17 protein-coding genes are annotated in these 19,775 nt (G+C 59.1%); 12 read left to right on the top strand and 5 right to left on the bottom strand.

Features of this window, described 5'->3' with window-relative positions:
- Nucleotides 1-83: 30S ribosomal protein S2 (locus ACIPLA_RS18415; protein WP_340658626.1), on the bottom strand; the 83-nt coding region annotated here is incomplete at its 3' end.
- Between the two features lie 373 nt (nt 84-456).
- Between ACIPLA_RS18415 and map the strand changes: the two genes are divergently transcribed.
- The 4 genes from map (at nt 457) to ACIPLA_RS18395 (ending at nt 6,258) form a co-directional block, all read left to right on the top strand.
- Nucleotides 457-1,239 carry a type I methionyl aminopeptidase gene (map, locus tag ACIPLA_RS18410; protein WP_095631674.1) on the top strand — a complete coding sequence of 261 codons (783 nt, stop codon included), beginning with the start codon at nt 457-459 and terminating at the stop codon, nt 1,237-1,239.
- A 45-nt stretch (nt 1,240-1,284) separates the two neighbouring features.
- Nucleotides 1,285-3,987, top strand: a complete 2,703-nt coding sequence (locus ACIPLA_RS18405) for a [protein-PII] uridylyltransferase (RefSeq protein WP_123501152.1) — start codon at nt 1,285-1,287, stop codon at nt 3,985-3,987.
- Between the two features lie 124 nt (nt 3,988-4,111).
- Nucleotides 4,112-5,314, top strand: a complete 1,203-nt coding sequence (dapC, locus tag ACIPLA_RS18400) for a succinyldiaminopimelate transaminase (RefSeq protein WP_401174861.1) — start codon at nt 4,112-4,114, stop codon at nt 5,312-5,314.
- Nucleotides 5,315-5,502: 188 nt separating this feature from the next.
- Nucleotides 5,503-6,258, top strand: coding sequence for a M12 family metallopeptidase (locus tag ACIPLA_RS18395; protein WP_401174858.1), 756 nt, complete (start codon nt 5,503-5,505; stop codon nt 6,256-6,258).
- A 22-nt stretch (nt 6,259-6,280) separates the two neighbouring features.
- Here the strand turns inward: ACIPLA_RS18395 and ACIPLA_RS18390 are convergent, their stop codons facing one another.
- Nucleotides 6,281-6,430 carry a hypothetical protein gene (locus ACIPLA_RS18390; RefSeq protein WP_401174855.1) on the bottom strand — a complete coding sequence of 50 codons (150 nt, stop codon included), beginning with the start codon at nt 6,428-6,430 and terminating at the stop codon, nt 6,281-6,283.
- 409 nt (nt 6,431-6,839) lie between these two features.
- Here ACIPLA_RS18390 and ACIPLA_RS18385 point away from each other — a divergent pair, with 409 nt between their 5' ends.
- From ACIPLA_RS18385 to ACIPLA_RS18370, 4 genes are all read left to right on the top strand, one after another.
- Complete coding sequence (locus tag ACIPLA_RS18385) at nt 6,840-7,202, top strand: ArsC family reductase (RefSeq protein ID WP_007907995.1); 363 nt, start codon at nt 6,840-6,842, stop codon at nt 7,200-7,202.
- Nucleotides 7,203-7,235: 33 nt separating this feature from the next.
- A complete protein-coding gene (gene dapD / locus ACIPLA_RS18380) occupies nt 7,236-8,270 on the top strand; it encodes a 2,3,4,5-tetrahydropyridine-2,6-dicarboxylate N-succinyltransferase (protein WP_123501148.1) in 1,035 nt (344 codons plus the stop codon).
- Between the two features lie 170 nt (nt 8,271-8,440).
- A complete protein-coding gene (locus ACIPLA_RS18375; RefSeq protein WP_218398445.1) occupies nt 8,441-9,646 on the top strand; it encodes an aminotransferase class V-fold PLP-dependent enzyme in 1,206 nt (401 codons plus the stop codon).
- On the top strand, nt 9,643-10,053 hold the full coding sequence (locus tag ACIPLA_RS18370) for a SufE family protein (protein WP_401174850.1): 411 nt from the start codon (nt 9,643-9,645) through the stop codon (nt 10,051-10,053). The genes ACIPLA_RS18375 and ACIPLA_RS18370 overlap by 4 nt, the downstream gene beginning before the upstream one ends.
- Nucleotides 10,054-10,133: 80 nt before the next feature.
- On the opposite strand, the gene tcdA is transcribed toward ACIPLA_RS18370, so the two are convergent.
- On the bottom strand, nt 10,134-10,946 hold the full coding sequence (gene tcdA, locus ACIPLA_RS18365; RefSeq protein ID WP_401174847.1) for a tRNA cyclic N6-threonylcarbamoyladenosine(37) synthase TcdA: 813 nt from the start codon (nt 10,944-10,946) through the stop codon (nt 10,134-10,136).
- Nucleotides 10,947-11,233: 287 nt separating this feature from the next.
- On the opposite strand from tcdA, the gene ACIPLA_RS18360 reads away from it, so the two are divergent.
- The 4 genes from ACIPLA_RS18360 (at nt 11,234) to ACIPLA_RS18345 (ending at nt 16,467) form a co-directional block, all read left to right on the top strand.
- Nucleotides 11,234-13,825 carry a glycosyltransferase gene (locus tag ACIPLA_RS18360; RefSeq protein ID WP_218398451.1) on the top strand — a complete coding sequence of 864 codons (2,592 nt, stop codon included), beginning with the start codon at nt 11,234-11,236 and terminating at the stop codon, nt 13,823-13,825.
- Between the two features lie 219 nt (nt 13,826-14,044).
- Complete coding sequence (gene dapE / locus ACIPLA_RS18355; RefSeq protein ID WP_401174844.1) at nt 14,045-15,196, top strand: succinyl-diaminopimelate desuccinylase; 1,152 nt, start codon at nt 14,045-14,047, stop codon at nt 15,194-15,196.
- Nucleotides 15,196-16,005: a putative RNA methyltransferase gene (locus ACIPLA_RS18350; protein WP_218398453.1), complete on the top strand. Its 810-nt coding sequence runs from the start codon at nt 15,196-15,198 to the stop codon at nt 16,003-16,005. The genes dapE and ACIPLA_RS18350 overlap by 1 nt, the downstream gene beginning before the upstream one ends.
- A gap of 84 nt (nt 16,006-16,089) precedes the next feature.
- Nucleotides 16,090-16,467, top strand: coding sequence for a hypothetical protein (locus tag ACIPLA_RS18345; RefSeq protein WP_218398455.1), 378 nt, complete (start codon nt 16,090-16,092; stop codon nt 16,465-16,467).
- Between the two features lie 46 nt (nt 16,468-16,513).
- Here ACIPLA_RS18345 and ACIPLA_RS18340 read toward each other — a convergent pair whose 3' ends face one another.
- Both ACIPLA_RS18340 and ACIPLA_RS18335 read right to left on the bottom strand, forming a co-directional pair.
- Complete coding sequence (locus tag ACIPLA_RS18340) at nt 16,514-18,106, bottom strand: hypothetical protein (RefSeq protein WP_218398457.1); 1,593 nt, start codon at nt 18,104-18,106, stop codon at nt 16,514-16,516.
- A gap of 356 nt (nt 18,107-18,462) precedes the next feature.
- Nucleotides 18,463-19,775: hypothetical protein (locus ACIPLA_RS18335; protein ID WP_401174839.1), on the bottom strand; the 1,313-nt coding region annotated here is incomplete at its 5' end.

Genomic DNA, 19,775 nt, shown 5'->3' with positions numbered 1-19,775 from the left:
CCCATTTTCGGGTTCCAGTAACGGGTCTGGTGACCGAAGTGCACACCGGCCTTCAGCATATCGCGCATGTTGACTTGGGACATGATAGTTCCTTAATAAGTCGGGTTTGGCCTCCACGTATCCCAATGACCAACCAGCAGCATCAGCTGAAGGCACCCAGGTCATCGTGTCGACACGTGTGTGGATTTAAGCTTCCCAGGGTATCCCCGGAAAGCGGCGCATTTTATATCACAAGGCAGAAAAAAACGAAACCCGGATTCTGAAAACCTGAGGAATGCTTTTGGCCCCTGCCTTGGAATCTCCCCAGAATGCGCCATCCTATAGAGAGAAGCGATGCACAGAGGCTCAGATTTGCGCTGATCGTCTGGTAGAATCGCGTTTTTCAGGGCTGCGAAGATCGCTCACGCAATGCCCATTTCGTTTTAGAAGGCGCCATTGAGCGCAGAGAGAGCCTGTATGACCGTCACCCTCAAAACCCCAGAGGACATCGCAAAAATGCGGATCGCCGGCAAATTGGCCGCCGATGTGCTGGAAATGATTGCCGATTATGTCAAACCGGGTGTCACCACCGAAGAACTGGACCGCATCTGCCACGACTATATCGTCAATGAGCAGAAAGCCATCCCTGCCCCGCTCAACTACAAGGGCTTCCCGAAGTCGATCTGCACCTCGATCAACCATGTGGTCTGTCATGGCATTCCGAACGAGAAACCATTGAAGGATGGCGACACGCTGAACATCGACGTCACCGTGATCAAGGACGGTTACCACGGCGACACCAGCCGCATGTTCCACGTCGGTACCGTGCCGGTCTGGGCCGAACGTCTGTCCCAGGTGACTCAGGAATGCATGTACAAGGCCATCGAACTGGTCAAACCCGGCTGCCGCCTGGGCGATATCGGTGAAGTGATCCAGAAGCACGCAGAAAAGAACGGCTTCTCGGTGGTTCGCGAGTTCTGCGGGCACGGCATCGGCAAGGTGTTCCACGAAGAACCACAAATCCTGCACTACGGCCGCGCCGGCACCGGCATGGAACTGAAAGCAGGCATGACCTTCACCATCGAGCCGATGATCAACCAGGGCAAGGCCGATACCAAGGTGTTGGGCGACGGCTGGACCGCTATCACCAAGGATCGCAAGCTGTCGGCGCAGTGGGAGCACACCCTGCTGGTGACCGAAACCGGTTACGAGATCTTCACCCTGCGCAGCGACGATACCATCGCGCGCGTTTCGGCCTGATCCCGCCCGCTCCGTTCCCAGCCTTATAGAAAGGAAAGCCAATCGATGCCGCAGGTGGATCCCGAACTCTTCGACCGCGGCCAGTTCCAGGCTGAACTGGCCCTGAAGGCAAGCCCTATTGCTGCTTTCAAGAAGGCGATCCGTCAGGCCCGCGAGGTGCTCGACGAGCGGTTCCGCAGTGGCCGGGACATTCGCCGACTGATTGAGGATCGCGCCTGGTTTGTCGACAACATCCTGCAACAAGCCTGGGAACAGTTTAACTGGAGCGAAGACGCCGATATCGCCCTGGTGGCAGTCGGCGGCTATGGTCGTGGCGAGCTACACCCCTATTCCGACATCGATCTGCTGATTTTGCTGGACAGCGCCGATCACGAAATTTTTCGGGATTCCATCGAACGTTTTCTGACGTTGCTGTGGGACATCGGCCTGGAAGTCGGCCAGAGCGTTCGTTCGGTGGACGAATGCGCCGTCGAGGCCCGTGCCGACCTGACGGTCGTCACCAATCTGATGGAAAGCCGCACCATTTGCGGCCCCGAGCGGCTGCGCCAGCGCATGCTGGATGTCACCAGCACCGCGCACATGTGGCCGAGCAAGGAGTTCTTCCTGGCCAAGCGCGCCGAGCAAAAGGCCCGTCACCACAAATACAACGACACCGAATACAACCTGGAACCCAACGTCAAAGGCTCGCCCGGTGGCCTTCGGGATATTCAGACGATTCTCTGGGTGGCCCGTCGCGAATACGGCACCCTGAACCTGCGGGCCTTGGCGGGCGAAGGTTTCCTGGTGGAGAGCGAAAACGCCCTGCTGGCCTCGTCCCAGGAGTTTCTGTGGAAGGTACGTTACGCCCTGCACATGCTCGCCGGCCGCTCAGAAGACCGCCTGTTGTTCGACCACCAGCGTTCCATCGCCGGGCTATTGGGGTTCGAAGGCAACGACGCCAAGCAAGCCATCGAAAACTTCATGCAGCAGTATTATCGGGTAGTCATGAGCATTGCCCAGCTCAGCGACCTGATCATCCAGCACTTTGAAGAAGTGATCCTGGCCCCCGAAGACGAAGCACCACCACAGCCGATCAACTCGCGGTTCCAGCTGCACGACGGCTACATCGAGGCGCGTAGCGACAACGTGTTCCGCCGTACGCCATTCGCCATGCTCGAGATCTTTGTGCTGATGGCCCAGCAACCGGAAATCAAAGGTGTACGCGCCGATACCATCCGTCTGCTGCGCGAGAATCGTCATCTGATCGATGACGACTTCCGCAACGATATTCGTAATACCAGCCTGTTCATCGAGCTGTTCAAGTGCAAAATCGGCATCCACCGCAATCTGCGGCGGATGAACCGTTACGGCATCCTTGGGCGCTATCTGCCGGAGTTCGGCTTCATTGTCGGGCAGATGCAGCATGACCTGTTTCATATCTATACGGTCGACGCGCACACCCTGAACCTGATCAAGCACCTGCGTAAGCTGCAGTACACCCAGGTGTCGGAAAAATTCCCGTTGGCCAGCAAGCTCATGGCCAAACTGCCCAAACCCGAACTGATTTACCTGGCCGGTCTTTATCACGACATTGGCAAGGGCCGGCATGGCGATCACTCGGAAATCGGCGCCGTGGACGCCGAAGCTTTTTGCCAGCGCCACCAGTTGCCGATCTGGGACAGCCGTCTGATCGTATGGCTGGTGCAGAACCATTTGATGATGTCGACCACGGCCCAGCGCAAAGACCTGTCCGACCCGCACGTGATCCACGATTTCGCGCAGACCGTCGGCGATGAAACCCGCCTCGATTATCTGTACGTGCTGACCGTTGCCGACATCAACGCAACCAACCCGACGCTGTGGAACTCCTGGCGCGCGAGCCTGTTGCGCCAGCTCTACACCGAGACCAAGCGCGCCTTGCGTCGTGGTCTGGAAAACCCGGTGGATCGCGAAGAGCAGATCCGCCAGACCCAGAGCGCGGCACTGGACATTCTCGTACGCGGCGGCAACGATCCGGACGATGTCGAGCAGCTCTGGGCGCAACTGGGCGATGACTACTTCCTGCGCCACACCGCCGGCGACGTGGCCTGGCACACTGACGCGATTCTGCAGCAGCCGGCCGACGGCGGCCCGCTGGTGCTGATCAAGGAAACCACCCAGCGCGAGTTCGAGGGCGGTACGCAGATCTTCATCTATGCACCGGACCAGCACGATTTTTTCGCCGTGACCGTGGCAGCGATGGACCAGCTCAACCTGAACATTCACGATGCCCGGGTCATCACCTCCAGCAGCCAGTTCACCCTCGACACCTATATCGTGCTCGACACCGATGGCGATTCGATCGGCGACAACCCGGCGCGGGTCAAGCAGATCCGCGAAGGCCTGACCGAAGCCCTGCGCAACCCGGACAATTACCCGACCATCATCCAGCGTCGGGTGCCGCGCCAGCTCAAGCATTTTGCGTTTGCGCCACAGGTCACAATCCACAACGATGCTCAGCGTCCGGTGACCGTGCTGGAGCTCAGTGCGCCCGACCGTCCGGGGTTGCTGGCGCGGATCGGCACGATCTTCCTGGAATTCGACTTGTCGCTGCAGAACGCCAAGATCGCCACCCTGGGCGAGCGCGTGGAAGACGTGTTCTTCATCACCGATGCGAACAATCAGCCGCTGTCCGACCCGTTGCTGTGCAGCCGCTTGCAGGATGCCATCGTCGAACAGCTGAGCGTCAGCCAGGAACCCGATATCAAACTGTCCCGATTCAGTATCTGAACCAACAATTTCCCCTGTGGGAATGGACTTCCTGTGGACAGGGGCTTGTTGTGGCGAGAGGGCTTGCCTCACCACAACAAGCCCCCTGCACCACACTAGCCCTCCCACATTGAACGAGGCCCTCATGAACAACGCTCTGAACCAGTTGCAGCCCTACCCGTTCGAAAAGCTCCGCGCCCTGCTCGGCAGCGTCACGCCAAACCCGGAAAAGCGCGCCATCGCGCTGTCCATCGGCGAGCCGAAACACCGCTCACCAGCTTTTGTCGCTGAAGCCCTGGCAAGCAATCTGGATCAGATGGCCGTGTATCCGACTACCCTCGGCATCCCTGCCTTGCGTGAAGCTATCGCCGCCTGGTGCGAACGCCGCTTCAGCATCCCGAACGGCTGGCTCGACCCGGCGCGCAATGTGCTGCCGGTCAACGGCACCCGCGAAGCGCTGTTCGCGTTCACCCAGACCGTGGTCAACCGTGGTGACGACGCATTGGTGGTCAGCCCGAACCCGTTCTATCAAATCTACGAAGGCGCGGCATTCCTCGCCGGCGCCAAGCCGCATTACCTGCCGTGCCTGGATGAAAACGGCTTCAACCCGGATTTCGACGCTGTTTCACCGGACATCTGGAAACGCTGCCAGATCCTGTTCCTGTGCTCGCCGGGTAACCCGACCGGTGCACTGATTCCGGTCGAAACTCTGAAGAAGCTGATCGCCCTGGCTGACGAATACGACTTCGTGATCGCCGCAGACGAGTGCTACAGCGAGCTGTATTTCAACGAACAAACCCCACCGCCAGGCCTGCTCAGCTCATGCGTCGAACTGGGCCGCAAGGACTTCAAGCGTTGCGTGGTGTTCCACAGCCTGTCCAAGCGTTCCAACCTGCCGGGCCTGCGTTCGGGCTTCGTGGCCGGTGATGCCGATATTCTCAAAGGCTTTCTGCTGTATCGCACCTACCACGGCTGCGCGATGCCGGTTCAGACCCAACTGGCCAGCGTTGCCGCATGGAATGATGAAGTGCATGTACGCGCCAACCGTGCGCTGTACCGCGAGAAATACGATGCGGTGCTGGAGATCCTCAGCCCGGTGATGGACGTACAGCGTCCGGACGGTGGTTTTTACCTGTGGCCGAATGTGAACGGTGATGACGCGGCATTCTGCCGTGATCTGTTCGAGCAGGAACACGTGACCGTGGTACCGGGTTCTTACCTGTCACGCGATGTGGATGGCGTCAATCCAGGCGCCGGGCGTGTACGCATGGCATTGGTCGCGCCTTTGGCCGAATGCGTAGAGGCGGCTGAGCGAATTCGCAACTTCATTACAACACGCAACAACTAACAACTAACAACTATTACGCCTGCACCGCGCAATGCGGCGCAGGCCAACTTAGACAACAACGCAAACCCCTCAATCATCAACTCCGCATTAACCATTATACGTAATAACTTGCACAACCAAACCCATAGACAATTCCATTCAACTAAAATACTTTCAGGGCTCACTCACAACCAATCAAATACAACAACATGAATCAATATAACTACTGCAACCCCCTTAAACCCACCGACCCGCTCGCGTCTTATGATGCTGCAATTAACGAGCGCCCCGGTAACAATACAAACAGCAGCGGCGGTCGAAACAAACGCAGCGTTGGTGAGCACACCAAGTACTGGCGCCCCGGAAGAACATTAAAAATTCTCGTTTACCGCTATAACGAACAGTCATTTGAAGCCGTAAAAAATGGCGCAAACAAATGGCTTCCCTACATCAATCTAAACTTCGAATTCATTGAAATGGACGAAGAAGACGTCTATGACTCCGATGACTTTCTAGGCGATATCCGGGTCAACTTTCAACCCTCATTAAAAAATGGCGGTAGCTCACAACTGGGTACCGACGCACTGACCGGCAGTCCCCATACCCCATCGATGGTATTGGGAACTGACTTTGCCTCACCCCATTACGAGTATGTGGTCATCCATGAGTTTGGACATGCACTGGGCTTGAACCATGAACATCAACATCCAGATGCCGCGATACCATGGGACCGAGAAAAAACCTATGCACACATGGAAATCGATTCAAAACTGTCCCGTGCAGATGTTGACGCCAACGTCTTTCCACTCGAGCGTACTGCCAATCGGACCTATACGCCCTACGACCGGCATTCAGTGATGCATTATCAAGTCCTCAACGAACTCACTGTGGGCGACTGGCATCAACCCAAGAACTTGCACATCAGCGAGGGAGACATCTCCGCCATGCGCGCGATTTATCCATAATCATCACAGTACACGTTGGCGGTTACTTGACGGCCCCCAGCTTGACCTCGCTTGGATCAAGCTCCCCCAACACCTCGCGCAGCACGTCATCACCGATCTGGTGATGACGACTGAGGCTGTACAACTCCAGGCGCTGCGCCCTGAACGTCACCAGGCCCGAGGCATCGTTCATCAGCGCCTCGCCCTGCAGCATACCAACGGTAACGGCAACGGGATCACCCGTCCGATCAGGCGCGAAACGCCGACCAGCATCAACAGGATCAGGACGGAATAGGCGGTTTGCATAAAGCGTGATTCCCAGACAATCGACAGCATTGAAGTGACATGTCAGCCGCTTAGACTGCGACCTGGCCCTTGCACCAATGTCGCACGCCGGCACACCGCGCCTTCTGTAGGAGCCGAGCTTGCTCGCGAAAGCAGAGGGTCAGTCAACATCATTGCTGGATGTCATACCGCTATCGCGAGCAGGCTCGCTCCTACAGGTTTGGCGGTAACGAATGAACCACAGCCGACGCGAAACCGTCCGGTCATGGCATAATCCTTCACCTTTTATTTTCAGCACCTGCAAAGGGGGCAATTCCTTGACCGCTTCAAGCAAAACGTTGCACCTTTTCGGCATCAAAGCCTGCGACACCATGAAAAAGGCGCGCACCTGGCTCGATGAACACGCTGTCAGCTATGACTTTCATGATTACAAAACGGTCGGAATCGACCGTGAACACCTGAGCCAATGGTGCGACGAGCACGGCTGGCAAGTGGTGTTGAACCGTGCAGGCACGACCTTTCGCAAGCTCGACGACGAACGCAAAGCCGATCTCGACCAGCGCAAGGCCATCGAACTGATGCTCGCACAACCTTCGATGATCAAGCGCCCGGTGCTCGATCTCGGTGACCGAACCCTGATTGGCTTCAAGCCAGATATCTACGCGGCCGCGCTCAAGTAAGGCAGCCCGTTCCATTTTGTTAGAGGTATCAACATGTCCACTACCCTGTTCAGCCTGGCCTTTGGTGTCGGCACTCAAAACCGTCAAGGCGCATGGCTGGAAGTGTTTTACGCGCAGCCACTGCTCAACCCGTCGGCCGAACTGGTCGCCGCCATTGCGCCGGTTCTGGGCTACACCGACGGCAATCAGGCCATCGCCTTCAGCACCGCTCAGGCGTCCCAACTGGCCGAAGCGCTGAAAAGCGTCGACGCTGCACAAGCGGCACTGCTGACCCGTCTGGCCGAGAGCCACAAGCCGCTGGTCGCCACGCTGCTGGCCGAAGATGCACAGCTGAGCTCCACACCTGAGGCTTACCTCAAGCTGCACCTGCTGTCCCATCGCCTGGTCAAGCCCCACGGCCTGAACCTGGCCGGGATCTTCCCGTTGCTGCCGAACGTGGCCTGGACCAGCCAGGGCGCGATCGACCTGGCCGAACTGGCCGAGCATCAACTGGAAGCCCGTCTGCGCGGCGAGCTGCTGGAAGTGTTCTCGGTGGACAAGTTCCCGAAAATGACCGACTACGTGGTACCGGCCGGCGTGCGTATCGCTGACGCGGCGCGTATTCGTCTGGGCGCTTACGTGGGCGAAGGCACCACCGTGATGCACGAAGGTTTCGTCAACTTCAACGCCGGCACCGAAGGCCCGGGCATGATCGAAGGTCGTGTGTCGGCGGGCGTGTTCGTTGGCAAGGGTTCGGACTTGGGCGGCGGCTGCTCGACCATGGGCACCCTGTCGGGTGGCGGCAACATCGTGATCAAGGTCGGCGAAGGCTGCCTGATCGGTGCCAACGCTGGTATCGGTATCCCGTTGGGCGATCGCAACACTGTTGAGTCGGGCCTGTACGTGACGGCCGGCACCAAGGTTGCACTGCTGGATGAGCACAACAAACTGGTCAAAGTCGTTAAAGCCCGTGAACTGGCCGGTCAGCCTGACCTGCTGTTCCGCCGCAATTCGGAGACCGGTGCAGTGGAGTGCAAAACCCACAAATCGGCCATCGAACTGAACGAAGCGCTGCACGCTCACAACTAAGCAGAGCGTCAAACGATCACCTGAACTTGTAGGAGCGAGGCTTGCCCGCGAAGCTTTTGGCGCCAGTAATGACGCCTTCGCGAGCAAGCTTCGCTCCTACACAGGTCCGGCGTAGACCCGACCATCAGGTCAGGCGTACACCCCGCCCATGTTCACCAGGGCCCGATAACATGCTGATTCCCTCTCCTTGGCGCGCCGATTTCCCGGCCATCGCCGCCCTGCAACGGCAAGACCAGACTTATCTGGACAACGCCGCCACCACGCAAAAACCTCAAGCCCTGCTGGATGCCCTGGCGCATTACTACGCCAACGGCGCGGCCAACGTGCATCGGGCGCAACACTTGCCCGGCGCCCATGCCACCCAGGCGTTCGAAGATAGCCGCAACAAAGTCGCGCAATGGCTCAACGCCGGCGATTGCGGGCAGATCATCTTTACCCACGGCGCGACGTCCGCGCTGAACCTCTTGGCCTATGGCCTGGAACACGTATTCAATCCGGGCGATGAAATTGTCATCAGCGCTCTGGAGCATCACGCCAACCTGTTGCCATGGCAGCAACTGGCCCACCGTCGCGATTTGAAACTGGTGATCCTGCCGCTGGATGTCGACGGTTTGATTGACCTTGAAGCCGCCGCTCGCCTGATCGGCCCGCGTACCCGCCTGCTGGCGATCAGTCAGCTGTCCAACGTGCTCGGCGCCTGGCAGCCGTTGCCCGCATTACTGGCGATGGCCAAAGCGCACAACGCAATGACCGTGGTCGACGGCGCTCAAGGCGTGGTTCATGGTCGGCATGACGTGCAGGCGCTGGGTTGCGACTTCTATGTGTTTTCCAGCCACAAGCTCTACGGCCCGGATGGCCTGGGTGCGCTGTTCGGTCGTCATGAAGCGCTGGAGCAACTGCGCCCCTGGCAGTTCGGCGGCGAAATGGTGCTGGATGCCAACTACCACGACGCACGCTTTCGTCCTGCGCCACTGGGGTTCGAGGCGGGTACGCCACCGATTTCCAGCGTGATTGGCCTGGGGGCGACCCTGGATTATCTGGCCGGGCTGGATCAGGACGCCGTGTCCGCCCATGAAGCGGCGCTGCATGACTATTTGCTCAAAGGCCTTGAAGCGCGCAACGGCATTCGTCTGCTAGGCAAGCCGCAACTGGCACTGGCCAGTTTTGTCGTCGAAGGTGTGCATAACGCTGATCTGGCGCATTTGCTGACCGAACAGGGAATCGCCGTTCGCGCCGGTCATCATTGCGCCATGCCGTTGCTCAAAAGCCTTGAACTGGCCGGGGCGATTCGGGTGTCGTTGGCGTTGTACAACGACTCCGAAGACCTTGAACGTTTTTTTGAAGCGCTGGATCAGGCTCTGGAGTTGTTGCGATGACCTTGCCCGCCGATGCCGTCACCGCGCTGGATACTTTTCAGCAGGCTGCAAGCTGGGAGCAGCGGGCGCGGTTGCTGATGCAATGGGGTGACCGTCTGCCGCCGTTGAGCGATGTGGATAAAGTCGAGGCCAACCGCGTGCATGGCTGTGAGAGCCAGGTGTGGCTGGTCGGTGCGCTGCAGGACGGGCACTGGCAATTCAGCGCCAGCAGCGATGCGCGCTTGATTCGCGGGTTGGTGGCGCTGCTGCTGGCGCGGGTCAATGGGTTATCCGCTGCCGAGTTGCAGCAGGTGGATTTGCCGGACTGGTTTAATCAGCTGGGCCTGTCGCGGCAGTTGTCGTCGTCGCGCAGCAATGGCCTCAACGCCGTACTACAGCGGATGCGGGATTTGTCTACGCCCCTGTAGGAGCGAGGCTTGCCCGCGAAGGCGGTGTGACAGATAAAACGCCTTCGCGGGCAAGCCTCGCTCCTACATGGGATGGTGTTTCAAACCTGCGGCTTGACCCGATCCGCCGGGCGCCGAACCCCGGCCACAATCTTATCCACAGCCTTGGTCGCCGCGACCATGCCGAATGTCGCCGTCACCATCATCACCGCGCCAAAGCCGCCGGCGCAGTCGAGCTTCACGCCATCACCGACAAAACTCTTCTGCAAGCAAATGCTGCCATCCGGTTTCGGGTAGCGCAGTTGCTCGGTGGAGAACACGCAGGGCACGCTGTAGTGGCGGGTCACGGTGCGGGAGAAGCCGTAGTCGCGGCGCAGCGTGGAACGCACTTTCGACGCCAGCGGATCATTGAACGTGCGGTTCAGGTCGCAGACCTGAATCAGTGTCGGGTCGATCTGCCCGCCCGCGCCGCCAGTGGTGATGATCTGGATCTTGCGACGCTTGCACCAGGCGATCAGCGCCGCTTTGGCGTTGACGCTGTCGATGCAGTCAATCACGCAGTCGATGTTCGGCGTGATGTACTCGGCCATGGTTTCACGGGTGACGAAGTCCGCCACCGCATGCACCGTGCAATCCGGGTTGATCCCGCGCAGACGCTCGGCCATCACCTCGACCTTGGGCTTGCCGACGGTGCTGTCCAGCGCATGCAGCTGACGGTTGACGTTGCTGACGCAGACGTCGTCCAAGTCGAACAGCGAAATCTCGCCGACGCCACAGCGGGCAACAGCTTCCGCCGCCCAGGAACCGACGCCACCAACGCCGACGATCGCCACATGGGCCGCGCGCAAACGCTCAAGGCCTTCGATGCCATACAAGCGGGCAATGCCAGCAAACCGCGGATCTTCTGTACTCATGACCATTACCCCAAAAACCGGCGCGCATTATAGGGCCGTCGGCGGCCAAGAGCATCTTTGGGTCTATAAACGGCGGTCTTGACTGCCTTAATTGCCTACAAATTTATTGGAATTGGGCTACAACGCCCCGGTCAAAGAACTTAAGTCGACTTGGATTGCCCAACGTCCGGCATTTCCCTGTCCGCTGTACGGTCAGTGAACGCCCGGTGTAGGATGCGCGCCCCGCCCCTTGGCAGCCGGCCGCCGACTGTTCCTTCGTTCAGTAGCCCCTGGAACCTGAAATAGCTATGTCATCGCGTAAATTTGGACTCAACCTGGTCGTGGTTCTTGCAATCGCCGCCTTGTTCACCGGTTTCTGGGCGCTGGTCAATCGCCCCGTCACCGCCCCCAACTGGCCTGAACAGATCTCCGGCTTTTCGTACTCGCCGTTTCAACAAGGCCAGTACCCGCAAAAAGCCCAGTACCCGACCGACGATGAAATGCGTCGCGACCTGGAGATCATGAGCAAGCTGACGGACAACATCCGGACCTACTCGGTCGACGGCACGCTGGAGAACATTCCCAAACTGGCGGAAGAATTCGGCCTGCGGGTGACCTTGGGTATCTGGATCAGCCCGGATGAAGAGCGCAACGAGCGCGAGATCACCCGCGCCATCGAAATCGCCAACACCTCGCGCAGCGTGGTTCGCGTGATTGTCGGTAATGAGGCGATCTTCCGTAAGGAAATCACTGCAGCAGAGCTGAGCCTGATCCTGGATCGCGTCCGCGCGGCCGTAAAGGTTCCGGTCACCACCTCCGAACAGTGGCATGTCTGGGAAGAAAACCCGAGCCTGGCCAAGCACGTCGACCTGATCGCGGCTCACGTTCTGCCCTACTGGGAGTTCGTTCCCGTGGATAAGGCCGGTCAGTTCGTTCTTGACCGCGCCCGTGACCTGAAAAAGATGTTTCCGAAAAAGCCTCTGCTGCTCTCCGAGGTAGGCTGGCCGAGCAACGGCCGCATGCGCGGTGGCGCCGATGCGTCGCCGGCGGACCAGGCGATTTACCTGCGCACATTGGTCAACAAGCTCAACCGCCAGGGCTTCAACTACTTCGTGATCGAAGCCTTCGACCAGCCGTGGAAGGCCACTGACGAAGGTTCGGTGGGCGCGTATTGGGGTGTGTTCAACGCCGCGCGCCAACAGAAATTCAATTTCGAAGGCCCGGTGGTCGCGATCCCGCAATGGCGTGTGCTGGCGATCGGCTCGGCGGTATTGGCCCTGCTGTCCCTGACCCTGCTGATGATCGACGGCTCGGCCCTGCGTCAACGTGGCCGCACCTTCCTGACCTTTATCGCGTTCCTGTGCGGTTCGGTATTGGTGTGGATCGGTTATGACTACAGCCAGCAATACAGCACCTGGTTCAGTCTGACGGTGGGCTTCCTGCTCGCCCTCGGTGCACTCGGGGTGTTTATCGTTCTGCTGACCGAGGCCCATGAACTAGCCGAAGCGGTCTGGACCCACAAACGCCGGCGTGAATTCCTGCCAGTGGTGGGTGATTCGGACTACCGACCGAAGGTGTCGATTCACGTACCTTGCTACAACGAGCCGCCGGAGATGGTCAAACAGACCCTCAACGCCCTGGCCAATCTCGACTATCCGGACTTCGAAGTCCTGATCATCGACAACAACACCAAAGACCCGGCGGTCTGGGAACCGGTGCGCGATTATTGCGAAACCCTCGGCCCGCGCTTCAAGTTCTTCCACGTGGCACCGTTGGCTGGCTTCAAGGGTGGCGCGCTGAACTACTTGATTCCGCATACCGCCAAGGATGCCGAAGTGATTGCGGTGATCGACTCGGACTACTGCGTCGACCCGAACTGGCTCAAGCACATGGTGCCGCATTTCGCCGATCCGAAAATCGCCGTGGTGCAATCGCCACAGGATTACCGCGACCAGAACGAAAGCACCTTCAAGAAGCTCTGCTACGCGGAATACAAAGGCTTCTTCCACATCGGCATGGTCACCCGCAACGACCGTGACGCGATCATCCAGCACGGCACCATGACCATGACCCGGCGCTCGGTGCTCGAGGAACTGGGCTGGGCCGACTGGTGCATCTGTGAAGACGCCGAGTTGGGTCTGCGCGTGTTCGAAAAAGGCCTGTCGGCGGCGTATTACCACGACAGCTACGGCAAAGGCCTGATGCCTGATACCTTCATCGACTTCAAGAAACAGCGTTTCCGCTGGGCCTACGGAGCGATTCAGATCATCAAGCGTCACACCGCCAGCCTGCTGCGCGGCAAGGACACCGAACTGACCCGTGGCCAGCGTTACCACTTCCTCGCGGGCTGGTTGCCGTGGGTGGCGGACGGCATGAACATCTTCTTCACCGTCGGCGCACTGTTGTGGTCGGCAGCTATGATCATCGTGCCGCAACGGGTCGATCCGCCGTTGTTGATTTTCGCGATCCCGCCGTTGGCGCTGTTCGTGTTCAAGGTCGGCAAGATCATCTTCCTGTACCGCCGTGCGGTCGGGGTCAACCTCAAGGATGCGTTCTGCGCAGCATTGGCAGGGCTGGCGTTGTCGCACACCATCGCCAAAGCGGTGCTGTACGGTTTCTTCACCAGCAGCATTCCGTTCTTCCGCACCCCGAAAAACGCCGATAACCATGGCTTCTGGGTGGCGATTTCGGAGGCGCGCGAAGAGGTGTTCATCATGTTGCTGTTGTGGGGCGCGGCGCTGGGGATCTTCCTGGTGCAAGGCCTGCCGAGCAACGACATGCGCTTCTGGGTGACCATGTTGCTGGTGCAGTCACTGCCATACCTGGCGGCGCTGATCATGGCGTTCCTGTCGTCGCTACCCAAACCGGTGGCTGAAGCCACGACCGCACCGGCTGTCTAAATCAGTACAGATGCACTAAACGGCGGCCAATGGCCGCCGTTTTGCTTTAAGATAACCGCCATTTTGCAGGCCTTGGCCGGGCACGTACCAACGGCCGAACGCCATACCTGTGGGAGCGGGCTTGCTCGCGAAGCTTTTGGCGTCAGTGATGGCCCCTTCGCGAGCAAGCCCGCTCCCACATTTAGCCCGCGCCCATATTTCATGTTTTCGGAGCTTTCCATGACGGCCCACGCCGACCTTTCGCCGACCCTTCAACTCGCCATCGACCTGATCCGCCGTCCGTCCGTGACGCCGGTCGACGCCGATTGCCAGAAGCAGATGATGCAGCGCCTGGGCGATGCCGGGTTCAAGCTGGAACCGATGCGCATCGAAGAGGTGGATAACTTCTGGGCGACCCACGGTAAACACGAAGGCCCGGTGCTGTGCTTCGCCGGCCACACTGACGTGGTTCCGACCGGCCCGGTAACCGCCTGGCAGATCGACCCGTTCAACGCGGTGATCGACGAGCACGGCATGCTCTGCGGCCGTGGCGCGGCCGACATGAAAGGCAGCCTGGCCTCCATGACCGTGGCAGCCGAGCGCTTCGTCGCCGACTACCCGGACCACAAAGGCAAGGTCGCTTTCCTGATCACCAGCGACGAAGAAGGCCCGGCCCATCACGGCACCAAGGCTGTGATCGAACGCCTCGCCGCCCGTAAAGAACGTCTGGACTGGTGCATCGTCGGCGAACCGTCGAGCACCACCCTGGTCGGTGACGTGGTCAAGAACGGCCGTCGCGGCTCCCTCGGCGCCAAATTGACCGTGCGCGGCGTGCAGGGGCACGTGGCCTATCCGCACCTGGCGAAGAACCCGATCCACCTCGCTGCCCCGGCGCTGGCCGAGCTCGCCGCCGAGCACTGGGACCACGGCAACGATTTCTTCCCGCCGACCAGTTTCCAGATTTCCAACGTCAATTCCGGCACTGGCGCGACCAACGTGATCCCGGGTGATCTGGTGGCGGTGTTCAACTTCCGCTTCTCGACTGAATCCACCGTCGAAGGCCTGCAAAAGCGCGTCGCCGACATCCTCGACAAGCATGGCCTGGACTGGCACATCGACTGGGCGCTGTCCGGCCTGCCGTTCCTCACCGAACCGGGTGCGCTGCTGGACGCCGTGTCGTCGAGCATCAAGGACATCACCGGTCGTGAAACCAAGGCCTCCACCAGCGGTGGCACCTCCGACGGCCGCTTCATCGCGACCATGGGCACTCAGGTTGTCGAACTGGGCCCGGTCAACGCGACGATTCACCAGGTCAATGAGCGCGTGCTGGCGACCGATCTCGACGTGCTGACCGAAATCTACTACCAGACCCTGATCAAGTTGCTCGCCTGATGCTTGCGTGTCCGATCTGCAGCGAACCGCTGAACACGGTGGACAACGGCGTGGCTTGCCCCGCCGGGCATCGTTTCGATCGTGCGCGGCAGGGTTACCTGAACCTGTTGCCGGTGCAGCATAAAAACAGCCGTGACCCTGGGGATAACCTGGCGATGGTCGAAGCCCGTCGCGACTTCTTGAACGCAGGCCATTACGCGCCAGTGGCCAAGCGTCTGGCGGAACTGGCCGCGCAATACGCGCCCCAGCGCTGGCTGGACATCGGTTGTGGCGAGGGTTACTACACCGCGCAAATCGCTGAAGCCTTGCCCAACGCCGATGGCTATGCGCTGGACATTTCCCGGGAAGCGGTCAAACGTGCCTGCAAACGCAACCCTGCCCTGACCTGGTTGATCGCCAGCATGGCGCGGGTGCCACTGGCCTCTGGCAGTTGCCAGTTTCTCGCCAGCGTTTTCAGCCCGCTGGACTGGGAAGAAGCCAAGCGCCTGCTCAGCCCCGGCGGCGGCCTGATGAAAGTCGGGCCGACCAGCGGCCATCTGATGGAATTGCGCGAGCGACTGTACGACGAAGTGCGCGAGTACACCGATGACAAGCATTTGGCGCTGGTGCCGGAAGGCATGGCGCTGCAGCACAGCGAAACCCTAGAGTTCAAACTGACGTTGGTCAGTGGTCAGGATCGCGCGAACCTGTTGGCCATGACACCCCACGGCTGGCGCGCCAGCGCCGAACGCCGGGCGGCGGTTATCGAACAGGCCGAGCCGTTCGAGGTCACTGTTTCGATGCGCTACGATTATTTTGTTCTTCAATAAACTCTTAAATTTTGGTCTTGAGCAAACAACTTGAGGCCGGCTAAATCCGCGAATGGATTTTTCAGACCCGCAGTGAGGACATCCATGCGCCAACCCGATATCGAGATTTACCTGAAAGACGCCGACGTCGACTACAAGGCCATCGCGGCCTGGCTCGGCGCGGCTTTAGGCCCGTGCACCGACTGGGTTCAGAAAGGCCAGACCTACAAGTGCAAGGCCGGCAGCGTGCCGGTCACCTGGTTGCCGAAAGCCGTGGGCAAATGGAACAGCCTGTTCCTGGACAGCGACCAGACCCCATGGGAAGACGACATCGCCTGCGCCCGCGCAGCCTTTGCCGCGCTGAACGTCGAAGTGCGTTGCGCACCGGGTAGCTGGGTCGAGGAAGAAGGTGAAGAGACGGCCGATCGCTGGATACGCATCAGCGCCGATGGTGAAGAAGAAATCACCTGGAAAACTGCTTAAGCAACAATCAGGCAGGCCGTCCAGGCGACCTGCCCTTTTCCGCCCTCTAAATACCTTGGTCCGCAGCTCTGTAGCTGAACAGGCTTGCTGCCGGCATGTTGGGTGCGACCCGGATGACCGGAATCGATCGGCCCGTCATCTTGTAGAAATCCCGTTGTATGAATTTCGCCTGTTCAAGCCCCGCATTTCCATTCGAACCGTCGAGATAAAAGAACGCTTTGATGGGGAGCGTCCCGGTGTTCTGAGGCCAGGTTTTGATCACGATTTCGTTTTGCCTCCAGCGAATGTGTTCGGCCATCGGGTTGTCCCTCGCAGAAAGGCTCAGGGCAAATGAGGACTGGTCGGTACCGAAGCCACACTGATGGAGATAGCGACTTTCATTGGTCGGTGGATAAGCCTGCATATGCGTGCGCCAGGCTGCAACAGTTACGATGCCCTGTGCAGCACAGGGCCTGCTGGTTTGTGGAAACTGCGAGGAGTCACCACACCCACTCGAGTACCGATTGCCGGTCCCCGCATCATAGGCAAAGGAACAAAGCACCTGAAGCGGGTATCCCCCGTTCTCGGTGAAGGCCTGCGCTGGCTTGAGAATCAGCCCGTGATTTCTCCCCTCCTGCAGTCGACTCATCCCCAGGTCAGACCGCATATAGCTGAACGAAACACCTCCCAGCCTCACAGCGCCCGGACTGGGATTCCACGCGCGAAATGCGGGCGAGGCATCGACTACCCTGATCAGCACTCCGTTGCATTCATATGCAGCTTTATTACCCGGACAGGTATTGCTGGTGTTGGAATACTGCGCATTAAGCTCATTCGCCACACGCTGTCCATCGGTCGGAGCTGTTGAACCAACGATCCTGACCACCAGCGGCGACGACGTAATCAGACTGCCCGCACCGCTCACCTTGTAGGTGTAAGTCAGATTGACCGTACGCCCCTTGTTTTCAGTCACCCACGCCTTGGGCAACTTGAACGTCAGTGTGCCTACGGTGGATACGGTCTGGATTGGCGCATCACGCAGCGCAACGCCGGTCAGGCGCACGCCGACGGTATCCCTTGGCGCCAGGTTCGGGTAACTGACCTGCACGTTGGCCTCGGTGCCGAGGGTATCGGCGTTCAACTCGCCGGCTGGCGCTTCGACCACCTTGAACACATTCAGGCCCTGAGCGCCCACCACACGGATGAACAACGGTGACGATGAAATCAGGCTGCCCGCCCCCCCCACCTTATAGATATAAGTCAGAAGGACCCCACGCCCCTTGTTTTCAGTCACCCACGCCTTGGGCAACTTGAACGTCAGCGTGCCCACGGTGGACACGGTCTGGATTGGCGTCTCACGCAGTGCCACGCCGGTCAGGCGCACACCGACGGTATCGCGGATCGCCAGGCTCGGGTAACTCACCTGCACGGTGGCATTGGCGCCCAGGGTGTCGGCATTCAACTCACCGGCAGGTGCTTCAACCACCTTGAACACTGTGGCTTGCTGGGTAGTGAACACCTCGCCACCGCCCTGCACCGGTATTGTCATGACCGAAGACTTTGCCGGGTCGGAAGTCGGCAGTTCATGGTCGGATGGGATGCCTTGCGAATTGCACCCGGCCACAGTCAGCACCAGCAAAAAGCCAATGATTCTCCACATGTCGATCACTCCCGACTGTTTCTGCGCCCGCCAATGCGAGCTCAGAGATAATGTTCCCTGAGATTAGGCTGGTGAAAAAAAGCAATCTACTGTCAGATATGACAGGTGGCTAAACATCCAGCATCAGGGTGAGAAATTACGCGACGTGGGTTGAGAGGGAAGGTGAGGAGACAGCGGATCGCTGGATGCGCCTCAACGCCGATGGTGAAGAAGAGATCACCTGGAAAACCGCTTGAAAGCAAAAGATCGCAGCCTTCGGCAGCTCCTACAGTTGGAATGCATTTCCCTATAGGAGCTGCCAAAGGCTGCGATCTTTTGATCTTGAGGTTTACAAGCCGCACCTGGAATCGCTGCCCTCAGTTCCAGTTGCCCACGACCTGATCAGCCTTTATGAATTCGAACTGCGCGGACTCGGCAGTTGTTCTGGGCAGCGTCAGTTTGATAATTGGTATCGCCTTGCTGGAGTACTTGTAAAAATCCTGCTGATTATATCGGGCGTTCGCCAGGCCGTTGCTCGTATAAAAGAACGCCTTGATCGGAATGGTTGTATGGATGTTCTGTGGCCAGGTAGCCAGACGGATTTCATTCCAGGAGTTGAACGACTCGGCTCCCATTAACTTCATGGCTAGTATCCCCTGATAAAACGCATTTGCAGCCAGAGCTCCTTGGCTGGATCGTACGTTGAAACCGCACTGACGCTGGTATTTCCATCCTGCCGGCCCTTGATTGTAATGGGTGAGCCATCCTGCTGCCGTGGTAATTCCCTGCTGCTCGCAAGAGCGACTGACGGTTGGATAATTACTGGATACACCACAACCCTGGTCGGCCCTGATGTCACTGCCCCCGTCTATTGGAAAAGCGCATAGAACCGGAATTTCCATACTCCCCGTCGGGCGTTGTTGTGATGGAAAAAAAACGAAACCACTGGTGTTTGGATAGTTGGCAGGAAATGCTTTGAAGAGAGCATCTTTACGCAAGTAGAAAAACGAAACACCACCGTTCTGCTGCGAGAGTGGACTGGGGTTCCAGGCGCGATAGCCGGCGCCGTTAATCGTCGCCCGCAATATGACACCCGAGCACAGCGCGGCAGGTAGCGAAGCACTGCCACAATTTTGTCGCGTATCGGCGTACTGCGCATTGAGGTCATTGGCAACACGTTGCCCATCTCCTACAGGCACTTCACCAATAACCCGGATGGGCAACGGCGACGAGGTGATCAGACTGCCCGCACCGCCCACCTTATAGGTGTATGTCAGATTGACCGTATGCCCCTTGTTTTCAGTCACCCACGCCTTGGGCAACTTGAACGTCAGCGTGCCCACGGTGGACACGGTCTGGATTGGCGCATCACGCAGTGCCACGCCGGTCAGGCGCACGCCGACGGTATCGCGGATCGCCAGGCTCGGGTAACTGACCTGCACATTGGCCTCGGTACCGAGGGTATCGGCGTTCAACTCGCCGGCTGGCGCTTCGACCACCTTGAACACATTCAGGTCCTGAGCGCCCACCACATGGATGGGCAACGGCGACGAGGTGATCAGACTGCCCGCACCGCCCACCTTATAGGTGTAAGTCAGATTGACCGTATGCCCCTTGTTTTCAGTCACCCACGCCTTGGGCAACTTGAACGTCAGCGTGCCCACGGTGGACACGGTCTGGATTGGCGCAT

Origin of the sequence: Pseudomonas sp. NPDC086112, assembly GCF_044746425.1 — a bacterium.
Classification (GTDB): Bacteria; Pseudomonadota; Gammaproteobacteria; order Pseudomonadales; family Pseudomonadaceae; genus Aquipseudomonas.
This window is presented reverse-complemented; position numbering and strand designations above follow the sequence as displayed.